The organism is Paraburkholderia sp. D1E (genome assembly GCF_052682275.1).
Window position 1 is genome coordinate 5,605,196 of the sequence record NZ_JBQYMB010000001.1, and the last position, 15,929, is coordinate 5,621,124.

General features: G+C 62.1%; 13 protein-coding genes, 2 tRNA genes and 1 pseudogene. 6 read left to right on the plus strand and 10 right to left on the minus strand.

The genetic code is table 11. The features are described from left to right. Nucleotides 1-375: a hypothetical protein gene (locus ACUN0E_RS25240; protein WP_445568302.1), complete on the plus strand. Its 375-nt coding sequence runs from the start codon at nucleotides 1-3 to the stop codon at nucleotides 373-375. Nucleotides 376-684: 309 nt separating this feature from the next. On the opposite strand, the pseudogene ACUN0E_RS25245 reads toward ACUN0E_RS25240, so the two are convergent. From ACUN0E_RS25245 to fdxA, 4 genes and pseudogenes are all read right to left on the minus strand, one after another. Next, nucleotides 685-837: pseudogene (locus tag ACUN0E_RS25245) on the minus strand (CreA family protein); the annotation flags it as partial. A 256-nt stretch (nucleotides 838-1,093) separates the two neighbouring features. Then, nucleotides 1,094-1,169: transfer RNA gene (locus ACUN0E_RS25250), tRNA-Asn, on the minus strand. A 62-nt stretch (nucleotides 1,170-1,231) separates the two neighbouring features. Continuing rightward, nucleotides 1,232-1,307 (minus strand) — tRNA-Asn (locus tag ACUN0E_RS25255). Nucleotides 1,308-1,424: 117 nt separating this feature from the next. Further along, entirely contained in the window at nucleotides 1,425-1,748 is a 324-nt protein-coding gene (gene fdxA, locus ACUN0E_RS25260; RefSeq protein ID WP_325047648.1) for a ferredoxin FdxA, read from the minus strand. 281 nt (nucleotides 1,749-2,029) lie between these two features. Here fdxA and pncB point away from each other — a divergent pair, with 281 nt between their 5' ends. The 5 genes from pncB (at nucleotide 2,030) to ACUN0E_RS25285 (ending at nucleotide 8,054) form a co-directional block, all read left to right on the plus strand. Continuing rightward, on the plus strand, nucleotides 2,030-3,226 hold the full coding sequence (gene pncB / locus ACUN0E_RS25265) for a nicotinate phosphoribosyltransferase (protein ID WP_408222252.1): 1,197 nt from the start codon (nucleotides 2,030-2,032) through the stop codon (nucleotides 3,224-3,226). Between the two features lie 170 nt (nucleotides 3,227-3,396). Beyond that, nucleotides 3,397-4,059, plus strand: a complete 663-nt coding sequence (locus ACUN0E_RS25270) for a LutC/YkgG family protein (protein WP_445568303.1) — start codon at nucleotides 3,397-3,399, stop codon at nucleotides 4,057-4,059. 67 nt (nucleotides 4,060-4,126) lie between these two features. After that, a complete protein-coding gene (locus tag ACUN0E_RS25275; RefSeq protein WP_408222248.1) occupies nucleotides 4,127-5,554 on the plus strand; it encodes a sodium:proton antiporter in 1,428 nt (475 codons plus the stop codon). A gap of 65 nt (nucleotides 5,555-5,619) precedes the next feature. Further along, the gene (locus ACUN0E_RS25280; protein WP_445568304.1) at nucleotides 5,620-6,609 is read left to right on the plus strand and encodes a 2-hydroxyacid dehydrogenase; all 990 of its coding nucleotides are present in this window, start codon (nucleotides 5,620-5,622) and stop codon (nucleotides 6,607-6,609) included. Then, on the plus strand, nucleotides 6,606-8,054 hold the full coding sequence (locus tag ACUN0E_RS25285) for a DNA recombination protein RmuC (RefSeq protein ID WP_445568305.1): 1,449 nt from the start codon (nucleotides 6,606-6,608) through the stop codon (nucleotides 8,052-8,054). Before ACUN0E_RS25280 ends, ACUN0E_RS25285 begins: the two co-directional genes overlap by 4 nt. Before the next feature lie 27 nt (nucleotides 8,055-8,081). Here ACUN0E_RS25285 and ACUN0E_RS25290 read toward each other — a convergent pair whose 3' ends face one another. From ACUN0E_RS25290 to ACUN0E_RS25315, 6 genes are all read right to left on the minus strand, one after another. Further along, nucleotides 8,082-8,570, minus strand: a complete 489-nt coding sequence (locus ACUN0E_RS25290; protein ID WP_445568306.1) for a GNAT family N-acetyltransferase — start codon at nucleotides 8,568-8,570, stop codon at nucleotides 8,082-8,084. Further along, on the minus strand, nucleotides 8,570-8,845 hold the full coding sequence (locus ACUN0E_RS25295; RefSeq protein ID WP_064268466.1) for a hypothetical protein: 276 nt from the start codon (nucleotides 8,843-8,845) through the stop codon (nucleotides 8,570-8,572). Before ACUN0E_RS25295 ends, ACUN0E_RS25290 begins: the two co-directional genes overlap by 1 nt. 65 nt (nucleotides 8,846-8,910) lie before the next feature. After that, a complete protein-coding gene (gene moeA / locus ACUN0E_RS25300; protein WP_445568307.1) occupies nucleotides 8,911-10,212 on the minus strand; it encodes a molybdopterin molybdotransferase MoeA in 1,302 nt (433 codons plus the stop codon). 74 nt (nucleotides 10,213-10,286) lie between these two features. Then, nucleotides 10,287-10,901 (minus strand): molybdenum cofactor guanylyltransferase MobA, encoded by a 615-nt coding sequence (gene mobA / locus ACUN0E_RS25305; RefSeq protein ID WP_445568308.1) that lies wholly within the window; start codon nucleotides 10,899-10,901, stop codon nucleotides 10,287-10,289. A gap of 13 nt (nucleotides 10,902-10,914) precedes the next feature. Beyond that, on the minus strand, nucleotides 10,915-12,024 hold the full coding sequence (gene moaA / locus ACUN0E_RS25310) for a GTP 3',8-cyclase MoaA (protein WP_408222236.1): 1,110 nt from the start codon (nucleotides 12,022-12,024) through the stop codon (nucleotides 10,915-10,917). A 230-nt stretch (nucleotides 12,025-12,254) separates the two neighbouring features. Continuing rightward, nucleotides 12,255-15,503 carry an Rne/Rng family ribonuclease gene (locus ACUN0E_RS25315; protein ID WP_445568309.1) on the minus strand — a complete coding sequence of 1,083 codons (3,249 nt, stop codon included), beginning with the start codon at nucleotides 15,501-15,503 and terminating at the stop codon, nucleotides 12,255-12,257. Between the last annotated feature and the right edge of the window lie 426 nt (nucleotides 15,504-15,929).

A 15,929-nucleotide genomic window follows, 5' to 3' on the forward strand; every position in this document is an offset into this window, starting at 1 on the left:
ATGAGCGGGTCACTTGAGGATTATTTCGCTGCGCTTGAGCGTTTGAAGAAACGAAAGGAAAAAATAAACAACGATACAGTCTCGGTGGAGGCTGGCCGTAAGAAGGGTAGTATCAAGAAGTCGCGCCCTCAGTTCGCATCGTTGATTGCGGCAATTGATGAGGCCGCTCTCGGTGCTACTGCCGAGCGCAATGAGCCGAATCTGCGTCTGGAAAAGGTCCGAGATGAAAAGAAAGACCTTCAGCAACGACTCGATGACGCGTTAGAGCGCGAAATCTGTTTGCTTAAGGAAGTCTTCGATTTGAAGCAGGAGCTAGTTACTTTGCGGGGAGGCACCGTGCTGCCGATTCGAAAGAAGAGGCTCGAAAAGAACTAACTGGCCAGGCGGCTTCGTATTTAATGGGTGGATTCGGGTCAAGGGCGGGCGAAGCCCGGCGTAGCGAACCCTTGACGCGGATGCGCCCATGAGTACGCTCAAGGGCTAGGGCCGGACGGAGCTTGCGCAGCCCGGCCCGCGAGCCCGTCCGGCGGCGAGGACACGGCCTTGAAAGTGCCTAGAGAATGGACAGTGGCGAAGTTTTCCGTCCATTTTTTTGAGTCGAATGATGGACAATGCAACGTAGGCTATGTGCTTGATTTTTAACAATTCAGGTATGTCCATTACTTTAAAAGATGCTCATACGTTCACCAACGGATCGTCATAGGCTTCGACGACCACGCGGTCAGAGCCCGTGACGCGGAAATTGGTATTGACGCTGCCGACTTCCTCGCTGTGCGCCGAAGGCAGCAGCAGGGCGGTAGTGACTGCGAGCGTGATGCGCAACAAGGTCGATTTCATGAAATGGCCGTGAATAAGTGTTTGGATTGGGCGCGCGAAAGAGTTGCGCCGATAAAACACCATCGTATAACGACGTGTCCGCCAGAGGGCCAGTGCAAATGCCCCGGGTCATGCGCTACCTTCCGGTCGGAACAGGCGGTTGCCCCCGACTCAAACCACCTGATCCGGCGTCGAAACAGGCCAGGCCAAAACGCCAGGCCAAAACGCCAGGCCAAAACAAAAAGGCCCGCACGAATGCGGGCCTTCTAAATTTTTTTGGCTCCTCGACCTGGGCTCGAACCAGGGACCTACGGATTAACAGTCCGGCGCTCTACCAACTGAGCTATCGAGGAACAGCAGTACAACTTGATCTACATAAAAAAGCCCGTATTGGTTAACGGGCTTTTGAAATTCTTGGCTCCTCGACCTGGGCTCGAACCAGGGACCTACGGATTAACAGTCCGGCGCTCTACCAACTGAGCTATCGAGGAACAGAACAACAAACAGCAGAGAAGCGAAATTGTAGAAGCAGCTTAAGCCTCTGTCAATACCCTGTGTTCATCTCGATTAGCGCCGGATTCGGCAAGGCAGGTGACGGGCCGCTCCGCTCAGCGCGCGAGCAGAGCCAGCTTTTCCTTCACGTCCTTGAATTCGTCGGCTTCCGGCAGCGGCGCCTTGGTCTTGGTGATGCTCGGCCAGTTCTTCGCCAGATCGGCATTCAGCTCGGTGAAGTGCTGCTGGTCGCCCGGCACGTCTTCTTCGGCATAAATGGCATTCACCGGGCACTCGGCCACGCACACGGCGCAGTCGATGCATTCATCGGGGTCGATCGCGAGGAAGTTGGGACCTTCGCGAAAGCAGTCCACCGGGCACACATCGACGCAGTCGGTATAGCGGCACTTGATGCAGCTTTCGGTCACAACGTGAGTCATTCAGGCAGCTCCTGCATGCGGAATCAGGGGAGGCGAAAACGCCAAAAGCGGTATTGTAACGTAACGTCAAGAGGCGCATACGCCATCGGGCAATGCCTTTTATACGTTTTCGTGATTAGTTTATGGCGTCCGGCGAGAGCCGCCCGCCGGCGCGCTGAATCCGGGCGCATTCGGGTAACATGCATCAGGTCGGCGCGCACGGGGCGCGCCGCACGCGCATGGGTTGACGCGTTTGGTCGAGCCAAGCCTTCCGTTTTTCCTGCAGTCCAGTTCGCGCCATCATGATTATTACTTCGCTGCTCGACACCGATCTGTACAAGTTCACGATGATGCAAGTAGTGTTGCATCACTTTCCCGCGGCGAATGTCGAGTACCGGTTTCGCTGCCGCACGCCGAATGTCGACCTCGTGCCGTACATCAGCGAAATTCGCGATGAAGTGCGCAAGCTGTGTGATCTGCGCTTCACCGACGACGAGCTCGACTACCTGCGGCGCATGCGCTTCATCAAGGGCGACTTCATCGAGTTTCTCGCGCTGTTCCATCTGAACGAGAAATACATTTCGATCGAACCGTCACCGAAGGGTAACGGCGAAATCGATATCGAGATCAAGGGGCCGTGGCTGCATACGATCCTGTTCGAGATCCCGATGCTCGCGATCGTCAACGAGGTCTACTTCCGCAATACCCAGCAAAAGCCTGATTACAGCGAAGGGCGCGGCCGCCTCGTCGAGAAGATCAAGCTGCTGGGCGCGCGCCCGGAATTCGCCGACTGCAAGATCGCCGACTACGGCACGCGCCGCCGCTTCTCGAAGCAATGGCACGAAGAAGTGATCCTCAAGCTGAAAGACGGTCTTGGCGAGCAATTCGCCGGCACCAGCAACGTCTTTTACGCGATGAAGCACAGCCTCACGCCGCTTGGCACGATGGCGCATGAATACCTGCAGGCGTGTCAGGCGCTCGGTCCGCGGCTGCGCGATTCGCAGATTTTCGGTTTCGAAATGTGGGCGAAGGAGTATCGCGGCGACCTGGGTATTGCCCTGTCGGACGTGTACGGTATGGAGGCATTCCTGCGCGACTTCGATATGTACTTCTGCAAGCTGTTCGACGGTGCACGCCACGATTCCGGCGATCCGTTCGACTGGGGCGAGCGCCTGCTCAAGCACTACGAGGCGAACCGCTGCGACCCGCGTACCAAGATCCTCGTGTTTTCCGACGCGCTCGATATTCCGAAGGTGTTGCAACTGTACGAGCGTTTCCGCGGCCGCTGCAAGCTGGCATTCGGCGTAGGAACCAATCTGACCAACGACCTGGGCTACAACCCGTTGCAGATCGTCATCAAGATGGTTCGCTGCAACGGTCAGCCGGTGGCGAAGCTGTCGGATTCGCCGGGCAAGAACATGTGCGAAGACAAGGCCTATCTCGCGTATCTGCGTCAGGTGTTCGGCATTGCGCAGCCCGAGGAAAGCGCTGCGAAGTAATGTGGCGCTTGCGCGGCTCGTGTGCGATTCAAATGCCGGCACCTTACGGCAACAGCGCTCACCGCGTGGCCGATACAGCGCCCTAGGCTGTTCGGCCAGGGTGTTCGAGCCCAGGGTGGCCGGTATAATCCTCGTCACATCGTACGGCTGTCGACACGAGGATTTCGCATATGGACACATCGATTGCCCGCCGTAACATCCTGGCGCGCATCCGTGCGGCGCAGGGGCGCGAGCCTGAGCCGTCCGCTTCCGAGCGCGAGGCGGCTGCGGATTATCTGGCGCGCCATCCTCAAGGTCCGCGTCCGGAGATGCCGGCCGATCTGATCACGCGTTTCATCGAAGAAGCGCAGAAAATGGCAACCACGGTCGATACGGTCGAGGCACTGAGCGAGGTGCCTTCCGCCGCGCATCGCTACCTCACCGAACACGCTTTGCCGCTGCAGGCGATCGGGTGGCAAACCCTGCAAGATCTGCAATGGGCCGAAGCCGGGCTCAACGTTGAATTTCGCAAGCCTGAAGACGGCGACGTGGTCGGTCTCACCGGCTGCTTTTGCGCGACCGCGGAGACCGGCACGCTCGTTCTGCTGTCTGGGCCGGAAACTTATGCATCGGCAGGTTTGTTGCCGGAAACGCACATTGCGATCGTGCCGGCTTCGCGCATCGTCTCAGGACATGAAGAGGCGTTCGGGCTGATCCGCAGCGAACGCGGTGAACTTCCGCGTGCGGTCAATTTTGTCTCGGGGCCGTCGCGCACCGGGGATATCGAGCAGACTATTGTGCTGGGCGCACATGGGCCTTATCGGGTGCATGTGATCGTCGTACGTGGTGCCTGAGCGCGGCGAGCGTCGGTGCCTCTTCGCGGCGCGCACGGCCGCCTGCGATAACAAGGACTTCAAAAATATGAAACGACATGCCGTAGGGTCGAGCATGGTGCTGGCCGCTGCACTGACGCTGGCAGGGTGGCCTCAACTGGCGTCGGCGGCTACGCTCGACGGCGCGACTTTGTCGGCGCTTTGGGGCTTGCCGTTTGCGGGCGTGCTGTTGTCGATCGCGGTGTTTCCTTTGGTCGCGCCGGCATTCTGGCATCACCATTTCGGCAAGATCGCGGCAGCGTGGGCGCTCCTGTTCCTGGTGCCGTTTGCGCTTACCTTCGGCACGGGTGTCGCATTCGGTACGCTGGTACATGCGGTGCTCGAAGAATACATTCCGTTCATCGTGTTGCTGACGGCGCTCTATACGGTTGCGGGCGGCATCTGCGTGCGCGGCAATCTGCACGGCACGCCGCGCCTGAATACTGCGATTCTCGCACTGGGTACCTTATTGGCCAGCATCATGGGTACGACTGGCGCGGCGATGCTGCTGATCCGCCCATTGCTGCGCGCCAACGACAACCGCAAGCACGTCGTGCATGTGGTGGTGTTCTTCATCTTTCTGGTAGCGAACGCGGGTGGCTCGTTGTCGCCGCTCGGCGACCCGCCACTCTTTCTCGGTTTTCTCCAGGGCGTCAGTTTTTTCTGGACCACCACGCATCTGGCGTTGCCGATGCTGTTCGTCTGCGTCGTCCTGCTGGTCGCGTTCTATGCACTGGACTCATATTATTTTCATCGGCGTGAAGAAGAGCGCTCGCGCTTTCTCGATCCGACACCGGATTCGCCGCCGCTGGGCATCGAGGGCAAGATTAACTTCGTGCTTCTCGTTGCCGTGATTGCGCTGGTTTTGATGAGCGGACTATGGAAGTCGGACGTCGTATTCGATGTTTTCGGTACACACGTCGCGTTGCAGAATGCTGCGCGCGATATTGCGCTGATCGGCGTCACCTTGCTCTCTCTGGCGTTGACGCCGCGTGCGGCACGCGCGGGCAACGACTTCAACTGGGCGCCGATCGAAGAGGTCGCCAAACTGTTCGCCGGCATCTTCGTGACGATCGCGCCGGTCATCACGATCCTGCGTGCCGGCGAAGCGGGCGCGTTCGCCGGCATCGTCCATCTGGTCAATCCGGCCGGCCAGCCACACGACCTGATGTACTTCTGGGCGACCGGCCTGCTATCGTCGTTTCTCGACAATGCGCCGACCTATCTGGTGTTCTTCAACCTCGCCGGCGGCGACGCACAGACGCTGATGACCACCGGCGCCAGCACGCTTGCAGCGATCTCGGCCGGGGCGGTGTTCATGGGCGCCAATACGTATATCGGCAACGCGCCGAACTTCATGGTGAAAGCGATCGCGGAATCGCGCGGCATTCGCATGCCGAGCTTTTTCGCGTATCTGGGCTGGTCGATTGTCGTGCTGATTCCGTTGTTTCTCGTCACCGGCTGGCTGTTTTTCTGACGCCTGATTTGATGTTTTCTTGACGCCGAGGCAATTGAACTCGACGCGCTATTCGGAGAATTGCAATGCAGAAGATCCTCGTCGCCCGTCCGATCTTTCCCGATGTGATCGAACGGCTCAAACAGTATTTCGACGTCGACTGGCATCAGGGCGACGTATTGCCCGTCGCCGAATTGACGCGCCGTCTCGCGGATAAAGACGGCGCGTTGACTGCGGGCGATCCGGTCGGCGCGGCCGTGCTCGCAGCGGCGCCGCGCCTGCGCGTGGTGTCGAATATGGCCGTGGGCTACAACAACTTCGACATGGCCGCGTTCAACGCGGCGAACGTGCTCGGCACCAATACGCCGGACGTGCTGAACGAATCGACCGCTGACTTCGGCTGGGCGCTTATGATGGCTACGGCACGCCGCATCGCCGAATCGGAGCACTGGCTGCGCGCGGGCAAATGGCAGAAGTGGATCTATGACGGCTTTCTTGGCACCGACCTGTATGGCTCGACGCTTGGCGTGATCGGCATGGGCCGGATCGGGCAGGCGCTGGCGCGTCGCGCGAAGGGCTTCAACATGCAGGTGATCTATCACAACCGTTCGCGCGTCGCGCCGGAAATCGAGGCGGAGTTGAACGCGCAATACGTGTCGAAGCAGGAACTGCTGCAACGCGCCGATCACGTGGTGCTCGTTTTGCCGTACACGAAGGAAAATCATCACACGATCGGCGCGGCCGAACTCGCGCAAATGAAGCCGGGCGCAACGCTCACCAACATCGCACGCGGCGGCATCGTCGACGATGCGGCGCTGGTCGAAGCGCTACGCACGAAACAGATCGCCGCAGCGGGCCTGGATGTTTACGAAGGTGAGCCGAATCTGAATCCGGCTCTGCTGACCGTGCCGAATGTCGTGCTGACGCCGCATATCGCCAGCGCGACCGAAGCAACGCGCCGGGCCATGGCGAACCTCGCTGCGGACAATCTGATCGCAGCGCTGGGTCAAGGGCCACGCGCCGGGCGGCCACCGAATCCGATCAACCCCGAGGTCATCGGCAAGGCGCGTTCATGACAATGATTCTGGTGGCGGCCGTTGCCGTGCTGGCGGTCGCCTTGGTCATCGCGTTGGCTTTGCTGATGCGCGGCCGTAGCCGTGCTGACGAAAGCGGGCAGTTCGAGATTCTCAGCGAGCGTATCGACGCAGCGGCAGATGCGCAGTCGCATGCTTATGAGCGGCTCGAGCGGCAATTGCGCAATGACATCACCGAAACGGCGCGCGTGTCGCGTACCGAGCAGAGCAGTGGATTCGCGCACTTTCAGCAAACACTGGCATCGCAATTCAGCAGTATGACGACAGTGCAGGGCGGCAAGATCGACGGCTTCGCCCAGCAACTCGACGCGGTGCGTCACAGCCTGCAGCAGCAGGCGCAGCAGGCGCGCGATGAGCAAGCGCGCACGCTCAAGCAGTTCGGCGAAACGCTGACCTTGCAACTGGGCCAACTCACCGAGGCGAACGATCGCCGCTTCGCCGAAGTGCGTGCAACCATCGAACAGCGACTGAAAGACATCGAGGCGAACAACTCGGCCAAGCTCGAAGAGATGCGCCGCACCGTCGACGAAAAATTGCACGCCACGCTTGAACAACGGCTGGGCGAATCGTTCAAGCTGGTGTCCGACCGGCTGGAGCAGGTGCATCGCGGTCTCGGTGAGATGCAGACGCTGGCTGCGGGCGTCGGCGATCTGAAGAAGGTCCTGACTAATGTCAAAACGCGCGGCACGTGGGGTGAAGTGCAGCTCGAAGCGTTGCTCGAACAGTTGCTTACCGCGGATCAATACGCGAAGAACGTCGCGACCGTGCCGAAGAGCGCCGATCGCGTCGAATTCGCGATCAAACTGCCGGGCCGTGCGGAGGCGGGTGCTCCTGCCACGCCGGTCTGGTTACCCATCGACGCCAAGTTCCCGCGCGAAGACTACGAGCGGCTGATCGAGGCTCAGGAGCGTGCCGATCCCGTTGCGGTGGAGGAGGCGTCACGCGCGCTCGAAGCGCGGATACGCGCCGAGGCGCGCACGATTGCCGAGAAGTATGTGTCGCCGCCGCACACGACTGATTTCGCGCTGCTGTTCCTGCCGACCGAAGGCCTGTACGCGGAAGTTCTGCGTCGGCCGGGCCTGACAGATCTGCTGCAACGCGACTACCGCGTGACGATTGCCGGCCCGACCACGCTTACCGCCTTGCTTAATAGTTTGCAGATGGGATTCCGCACGCTTGCGATCGAAAAGCGGTCGAGCGAGGTATGGCAAGTGCTCGGCGCGGTTAAAACGGAGTTCGGCAAATTCGGCGACGTGCTGGCAAAGACCAAGGCGCAGCTTGAAACCGTCACGCGTTCGATCGAAGCCGCGGAAACACGCACTCGCGTCATGAACCGCAAGTTGCGTGACGTCGAGGCATTGCCTGGTGAAGAAGCGAGCGGGTTGCTCGGCGATGCGCTAACGGGCGTGGAGCCCGATGAGCAGTAGGGCCGGATATCGAGGGACGGCTCAAACTCAGAAAGCGGCTCCCGCGGCCAGTCGTTCAAGCGCTTCGCCCGTCAGGCGCACGACACGCCAATCCGGCATCACCGTCGCGCCCATCTTTTCGTAGAAGTTAATGGCCTGCTTGTTCCAGTCAAGCACGGTCCATTCAAAGCGTCCGCATTGCCGCTCGACTGCCAGTGCCGCCAGCCGGGCGATCAACGCTGTGCCTAGACCGCTGCCGCGTTGGCTCGGTTGCACATAGACATCTTCGAGATACAGCCCGCGCTTGCCGACGAAGCTCGAATAATTGTGGAAGAACAGCGCATAGCCGATGATGCGCCCTTCACTTTCCGCCACCAGCGCTTCGATCGAAGGCCGCGCGCCGAACAGGGCATCATGCAAGCCGTCTTCGGTCGCGACGAAGACGTGCGTGAGGCTTTCGAATTCGGCCAGCTCGTACGTTAAGGCGAAGATTGCGCCCGTATCCGCAGGCGTCGCAGCGCGGATCGTTGCGGTCATTACGCTTCTTCCGGCGCGTCGGTCAGGTGGATTTCGATACCGCCAAAGCGCGACGCGACCCAGTTGTATGCGTGGCATGCAATCCATAGCAGGATGAAGCCGAGAATCGCGTTCAGCAGCAGCGCGCTGAACACCGTGCTCAGTTCAACCGAGCCATAGCGGATGAACGCCACCAGTACGCCGAGCAGCACGATCGGCACCGAGAACGTCAGGTACACGAGGATAAGCGCTTTGGCCGTCTGTCCCGGTGCAATGAACGAGATCTGTTTTTTCATGTGAGTCAAACCCGTGTGTCGTAGTGGTAATGGGTAAAGCCGCAACGGAAGCGTTCAGCCAGGCGTCAGATGAGACCGTCGAACAGCATGATGTCGACGTGCTCGCCCTCGGCAATATCGGTTTCATCGTGCCCGAGAACGATGAAACAATTGGCTTCGCTCATCGAACTTAGCACGCCGGAACCTTGCGAGCCGGTTGGCGTGACATGCCATTGGCCGTGCGCATTCTGCTCGGCGACGCCACGTTGGTACTCGGTGCGCCCGGCGCGTTTGCGGATGATCTGGCGGCTGGCGGCGCGAAAGACCGGCAAAGCCTGCGGTGTTGCGCCGGACATCAGCAGCAGCGCCTCGCGCACGATCTGGTAGAACGTCACCATCACGGCCACGGGATTGCCCGGCAAGCCGAAGAATAGCGCGGGCAGCCCGAGACCCGAATGGTCGCCGGACCAGACCCGGCCAAAAGCGAGCGGCCGTCCTGGGCGCATCGCGAGATTCCAGAAAGCGACGTCGCCGAACGTCTGCAGCAATTGCTTGGTGAAATCCGCCTCGCCGACCGAGACCCCGCCTGACGTCAACACCACGTCGGCGCTGGCTGCGGCACTGCGCAACGCGGCTTCGAGCGCGGCGGGTTCGTCGCGCACCACACCGAGATCGAGCGTATCCATGTTCAGGCGCCGGAGCATCGCAAACAGCGTGTAGCGATTGCTGTCGTACACCGAACCTGGGTCGAGTGGCTCGCCGAGCGAGCGCAATTCGTCGCCAGTAGAGAAAAATGCGACGCGCAGACGCCGCCGCACGTTGACTTCGCCAATGCCGAGCGACGCCAGCAAACCGAGGTCTGACGCGCGCATGATGCGGCCGGCACGGAGCGCAGCATGGCCGCGTGCGAGGTCTTCGCCAGCCAGACGCCGGTTGGCGCCCGCCCGCACGGCGTTGGCCGCGAAGCGGATGGACACAGAATCGGCGCTGCTCTCGACAAGCTCCTGGGGCACGACGGTGTCGCAGTCAGTCGGCATGCAGGCGCCCGTCATGACGCGTACGCATTGCGTCGTGTCCACGCGGCCCGCAAACGGATGACCGGCCAGCGCTTTGCCGACGATCGTCAAATCGACCGCAGACTCATTCGTTGCCAACGCCGCGCGATTGAACGCGTAGCCGTCCATGGCCGAGTTGTCGTGCGAAGGGACGTCGATCGGCGAGACGATGTCGGCCGCCAGCACGCGGCCGAGCGCATCGCGCAAGGGCACGCGTTCGATCGCCGTGACGGGCGTTGCCCATTGGCGGACGATCGCCTGGGCGGCCGAAACAGGTAGCGCTTGAGGATCGTACTGCGCGACGCAGCGGGAAAATTCGTTAAGCGTGGTCATGAAGGGCTGGTCGTCGCGACCGGGGGCGGGCGCGGCTGCTGCCGTGCGGCCGGAGCGGGATTTCAACCGGGGCCTCAGCAACGCTCGAGGTCGGCGAGTTCTTGTAACGAATTGATATTGTAAAACGCGCGCTCGTCGGTAAAGGCGACTTCGACCGTCTTGTGGCGCGCGTACCACGCGCGGACCTTGCGCTCACCGGCTTCCAGAAAGGCCGCCAGGTCGTCTGCGAGACTCGTGCGGAGCAACGCGAACACAGGGTGGAGCGAGACGTGGCCTGCGGCGTCGGCGGTCGTGACGGTGGCGATGTCGGCCTGATTCGAACTGAGTGCCTGCGTGAGCAGGGCAGCGAGTTCGACGGGCAGTCCGGGTGTGTCGCAGGGCGCGCTCAGTACGTACGCGGTGCCGGCCGCGCGCAACCCGACGAGCAGGCCTGCCAGCGGGCCGGGAAAGCCGGGCAGGGTATCGGCAAGCACCCTGGCGCCGAACGGCGCGCCGAGTGCAGTGTAGACGTCTGGGTGACGATTCGCGCTGATCAGCAGGGCGCCGGTTTGCGGTGCGAGCCGCTTCAGCACGTGGGAGGCGAGCGGCTCGCCGTGCAGCGATTGCAGCCCCTTGTCGACGCCGCCCATACGCATGCCGCGGCCGCCCGCGAGGACCAGACCGGTGATGTGTTCGCGTGCGGGGTTCATGGGCTCGGCCACTTTAGCCGCCGATGTACGACATTTCCACGCGGCGGCCATTCTGCTCCCGCGGCGCGGCTGCGCTGCTGCCGCGCAATTGCGAATAGCGGTCGTTGCGGTTTTGCCAGATTTCGGCGACGGCGGTGGCGATATCGGCGTCGCTCGCGCCGTTGCGCAGCAACGCGCGCAGATCGTGTCCGGACGACGCGAACAGGCACAGGTACAGCTTGCCCTCGGTCGACAGGCGTGCACGCGTACAACTGCCGCAAAACGCGCGTGTCACGCTCGAAATCACGCCGATCTCGCCGCTGCCATCCGCGTAACCCCAGCGCTGGGCGGTTTCGGCTGCGCTGTGCGCTTCGAGCGGGACGAGCGGGAAATGCTCGGCGATGCGCGTCACGACGTCGGCGGAAGGCAGCACTTCGGTCATGTTCCAGCCGTTCGACGTGCCCACGTCCATGTACTCAATAAAGCGCAGCACCGTGCCCGTGTCTTTGAAATGACGCGCCATTGGCCCGATTTCGCTGTCGTTGGTGCCGCGCTTGACGACCATATTGACCTTCACCGGCGCGAGCCCCACCGCGTGCGCCGCGGCGATTCCGTCCAGCACGTCGGCGACGGCGAAGTCGGCGTCGTTCATGCGGCGAAACAGGGTGTCGTCGAGCGCGTCGAGACTTACCGTCACGCGGGTCAGGCCGGCGTCTTTCAGGCTGCGCGCTTTGCGCTCCAGCAGCGAGCCGTTGGTGGTTAGCGTCAGGTCGAGTGGGCGGCCTTCCGGTGTCGCGAGTCGCGCGAGCCGTTCGATCAGGAATTCCAGATTTTTGCGTAGTAGCGGCTCGCCACCCGTAAGACGGATTTTTTCGACGCCATGTGCGACGAAGAGCCGCGCAAGCCGTTCGATTTCTTCGAAGCTGAGCAGTGCGCTATGCGGCAAGAACGCGTATTCCTTGTCGAATACCGCGCGTGGCATGCAGTAGACGCAGCGAAAATTGCAGCGATCCGTCACCGAGATGCGCAGATCGCGCAGCGGGCGCACCAGCGTGTCGTGCAGCACGCCACTGGGCGCCTGCACGGGGCCGGAAATGACCGGCACTGCGCTGAGATCGGCAACAGGGATGATGCGTCGGGACATGAATTACTTCGCTTGATGCTGCGTTTTGGGCTGCTTAGGCGCCACGATTGGTGCTGCGACGGGAATCCAGATCTTCATTCTAGCGGAAATGCACCCGGCGGCTGCTGGCCCCCGCCGCTGTCGGGGTATACGGGGAGTGGCATAAAGCATTCGATCAGGCGGGCGTGGTGGCTTCCATAAAGCAAAAAGCCCGCCGGTGAGGGCGGGCTTTTTGCGAGGCGGCGGTTCGCTTACTGCGGGTGCTTACCGGTTTCCACCATTTGCATTGGCGCGGTTTCGACCGGCGCCAACGCTTTACGCTCGCGACCCACGCGAACCGGCTTGGCCGCTTGTGCAGCAGCGTCCTGTGCCGCCCGCAGCTTGTCGGCGTCCGTGTTCACCCAGACGAGGCCGGCTTGTTCCAGCACAGGCTTCAGGGCTTCGGCCGATACACCGCCGTTACGCGGTGCCTGCGATGCAGCTGCAACGGGCGTCGGCTCGACTACCGCCTCAACGGCCGGAGCGGCCGCTGCAACGACGGGTTGCGGTTCGACGATCTCGGCTTGCGGCGCCGGCTGGGCAGCCGGTGCTTCGACCACTGCAGCCGGGGCTGCGGTTTCTACCGGAGCCGGTACGGCTTGCGCTTCAACGATCTGAGCAACTGCCGGCGTTTCGACTCGGGCTTCAGCGGGGGCTTCAACCGGAGCTTCGACTGCGGCTGCTTCAGCGTGAGCGACTGGTTCGACGAGCGAAACGGTTTCGTTGGCTGATGCCGGCACAGCTTCGATCGGCGCGGCAGCGACATGCGCTACCGGCACTTCCACTGCCTGTTCGACCGCAACCGATGCCACCGGCGCTTCTGCAACCGGCACAACCGTTTCCGTCGTCACAGCCTTCTCGACGGCCAGAGCCGGCGTTTCGGTTGCAGCATGCAGTTCGCTGACCACAGCAGTTTGCGTCGCGACAGCTGCGACAACCACCTCTACCGGCTTAACGTCGTTCGTTTCGTTGACGTCGGCCTTGTGCTCAAACGGTTGATGCGCGGCGCGCACCGGTGCTTCGTCGGTCACATTGGCGTTGTCGCCTTCAGCTTCCGCGACGTCCGCAGCCAGGTTGCCGTTCACGTCCTCTTCACGCTCACGACGGCCACCACGACGGCCGCGACGGCGACGACGGCGCTCTTCACCTTCACGCGCAACCGCTTCCTGATCGACCGGCGCACCGTTTTCGCCCAGGGCGGTCTGGTTTTGCGCCAGCTCCTCCGCGGTTTGCGCGTCGTTCTGCGTCAGTGCATCTGCCGCTTCCGGCTGCTGCTTGCGGCGTTCGCCGCGTTCAGTGCGCTCGCCACGTTCACGGCGTTCGCCGCGTTCGGCGCGCGGTGCGCCCTCGACGGTTTCCGCACGGTCGCGGTCACGGTTTTCGCGACCTTCACGCGGCTCACGAGCCTCGCGGCCTTCGCGGGCCTCACGCGGTTCACGAGTGCCACGCGGCTCGCGCGATTCACGCGGCTCACGACCTTCGCGTGCTTCACGGCCTTCACGCGGTTCGCGTTCCTCGCGACGCTGCGACGGCTGCTGACCTTGAGCCTGACGGCCACCGGTCGTGCTTTCTGCACGGCCCGCTGCATCACGGCCGCCAGCACCGCCACGGCGATTGCGGTTGCGATCGCCGCCGCGTTCGCCGGTGCGCTCACCGCGCTCCGTGCGTTCGCCGCGTTGCGGACGCGTCTGCTTGTCGGTCGTAGTCGGTGCGGCAGGCGCCGGTGCGGCCGGCTGCACGCCGAACAGATTCTTCAACCAGCCGATAAAGCCGCCGCCGGCCGGTGTGACTGCCACCGGAGCCGGGGTTGCCGCCGGACGGACCGGCGCGCTCGGGGCCGGCTTCTCAGGCGTGATGCCCTTGACCGCGGCTTCCTGCTTCGGCTTCACTTCTTCGGCGCGCTTGCTGTAACCGGTTTCCGATTCCAGTTCGCGGGCTGCTTCTTCGGCCATCTTCCACGAAGCGCGCGGCTCGTCGAGGCGCGCATCGTCGTGACGCAGGCGCTCGAGCTTGTAGTGCGGCGTATCGAGGTGCTTGTTCGGGATCAGAACGACGTTGACCTTGAAACGCGATTCGATCTTGTTGATTTCCGCGCGCTTTTCGTTCAACAGGAAGGCGGTCACTTCGACCGGCACCTGGCAATGGATCGCCGCGGTGTTTTCCTTCATCGCTTCTTCCTGAATGATCCGCAGCACTTGCAGCGCGGACGATTCGGTATCGCGGATGTGGCCCGTGCCGTTACAGCGCGGGCACGTCACATGGCTGCCTTCCGACAAAGCCGGACGCAGACGTTGACGCGACAATTCCATCAGGCCGAAGCGCGAGATCTTGCCCATCTGGACGCGCGCACGGTCGTGCTTCAAGGCGTCTTTCAGGCGTTGCTCGACTTCACGCTGGCTCTTGGCCGATTCCATGTCGATGAAGTCGATCACGATCAGGCCGCCCAGGTCGCGCAGGCGCAACTGGCGGGCCACTTCGTCGGCGGCTTCGAGGTTGGTGCGTGCAGCCGTTTCCTCGATGTCGGCGCCCTTGGTGGCGCGCGCCGAGTTCACGTCGATCGCGACCAGGGCTTCCGTGTGATCGATCACGATGGCGCCGCCGGAGGGCAGCGGAACCGTGCGCGAGTACGCGGTTTCGATCTGGTGTTCGATCTGGAAGCGCGAGAACAGCGGCACGTCGTCGTGATACCGCTTCACCTTGCTGACATTGTCCGGCATCACGATGTCCATGAAGGCGCGAGCCTGGTCATGGATTTCGGTGGTGTCGATCAGGATTTCGCCGATATCCGGCTGGAAATAGTCACGAATCGCGCGGATCACCAGGCTGGATTCGAGATAAATCAGCATCGGCTGGCCGCTCGAACCGCTTTGCGACGCGGCTTCGATGGCGCGCCACAGTTGCATCAGGTAGTTCAGGTCCCACTGCAGCTCTTCGGCGCTGCGGCCAATACCGGCCGTGCGCGCGATGATGCTCATGCCTTCCGGCAATTGCAGCTGCGCCATGGTTTCGCGCAGTTCCTGACGGTCGTCGCCTTCGATCCGGCGCGATACACCACCGCCGCGCGGGTTGTTCGGCATCAAAACGAGATACCGGCCGGCGAGCGAGATGAAGGTGGTAAGGGCTGCGCCCTTGTTGCCGCGTTCTTCCTTTTCGACCTGAACGATCAGTTCCTGGCCTTCACGGAGGGCGTCCTGGATGCGCGCGGAGCGCATATCGACGCCGTCACGGAAATACTGGCGGGCGACTTCCTTGAACGGCAAAAAGCCGTGGCGGTCTTCGCCGTAGTTGACGAAGCATGCTTCGAGCGAGGGCTCGATGCGGGTGATGATGCCCTTGTAAATATTGCCTTTGCGCTGCTCGCGCCCGGCGGTTTCGATGTCGATATCGATGAGTTTTTGCCCATCGACGATGGCGACGCGCAGTTCTTCCTGCTGCGTCGCGTTGAACAACATTCGTTTCATTGAACGGCTCCAGGCGGCTTAGCTAGCCCTCAGCTGCGCGGTTGTCAGTCGCGAGAGCCAGGAGGGCAGCGGCATGCCGCGCCTTATTGTGTTTTCACAAGCACGCTGGAGCGGGAAAAATGGCGGGAGAATTGCCTGAGAGGGCCCGGCCCCATTGAAAATGGGCACGGTGCCGCAGGGCACATGCGAACACGGCTTCAAATAATGACCCGACACGCCGCGGGTTCTGCCAGCAGACCTTCATCAGCCTTTTGTCCACTCGCGCCGGTGCGCCAACTGGGCGCGTGACCGGAGGGTCGAAGGCTGCGGTCATGCCGCAACGGGAAGTTCGCGCAGTCGGCGCGTCTTTTCTCGCTGGGGGTGTCTCGCCTCATTTTGACGTCGCCATGTCTTGTACTTTCTACAAGACGCCTCGGGCGCACGCCG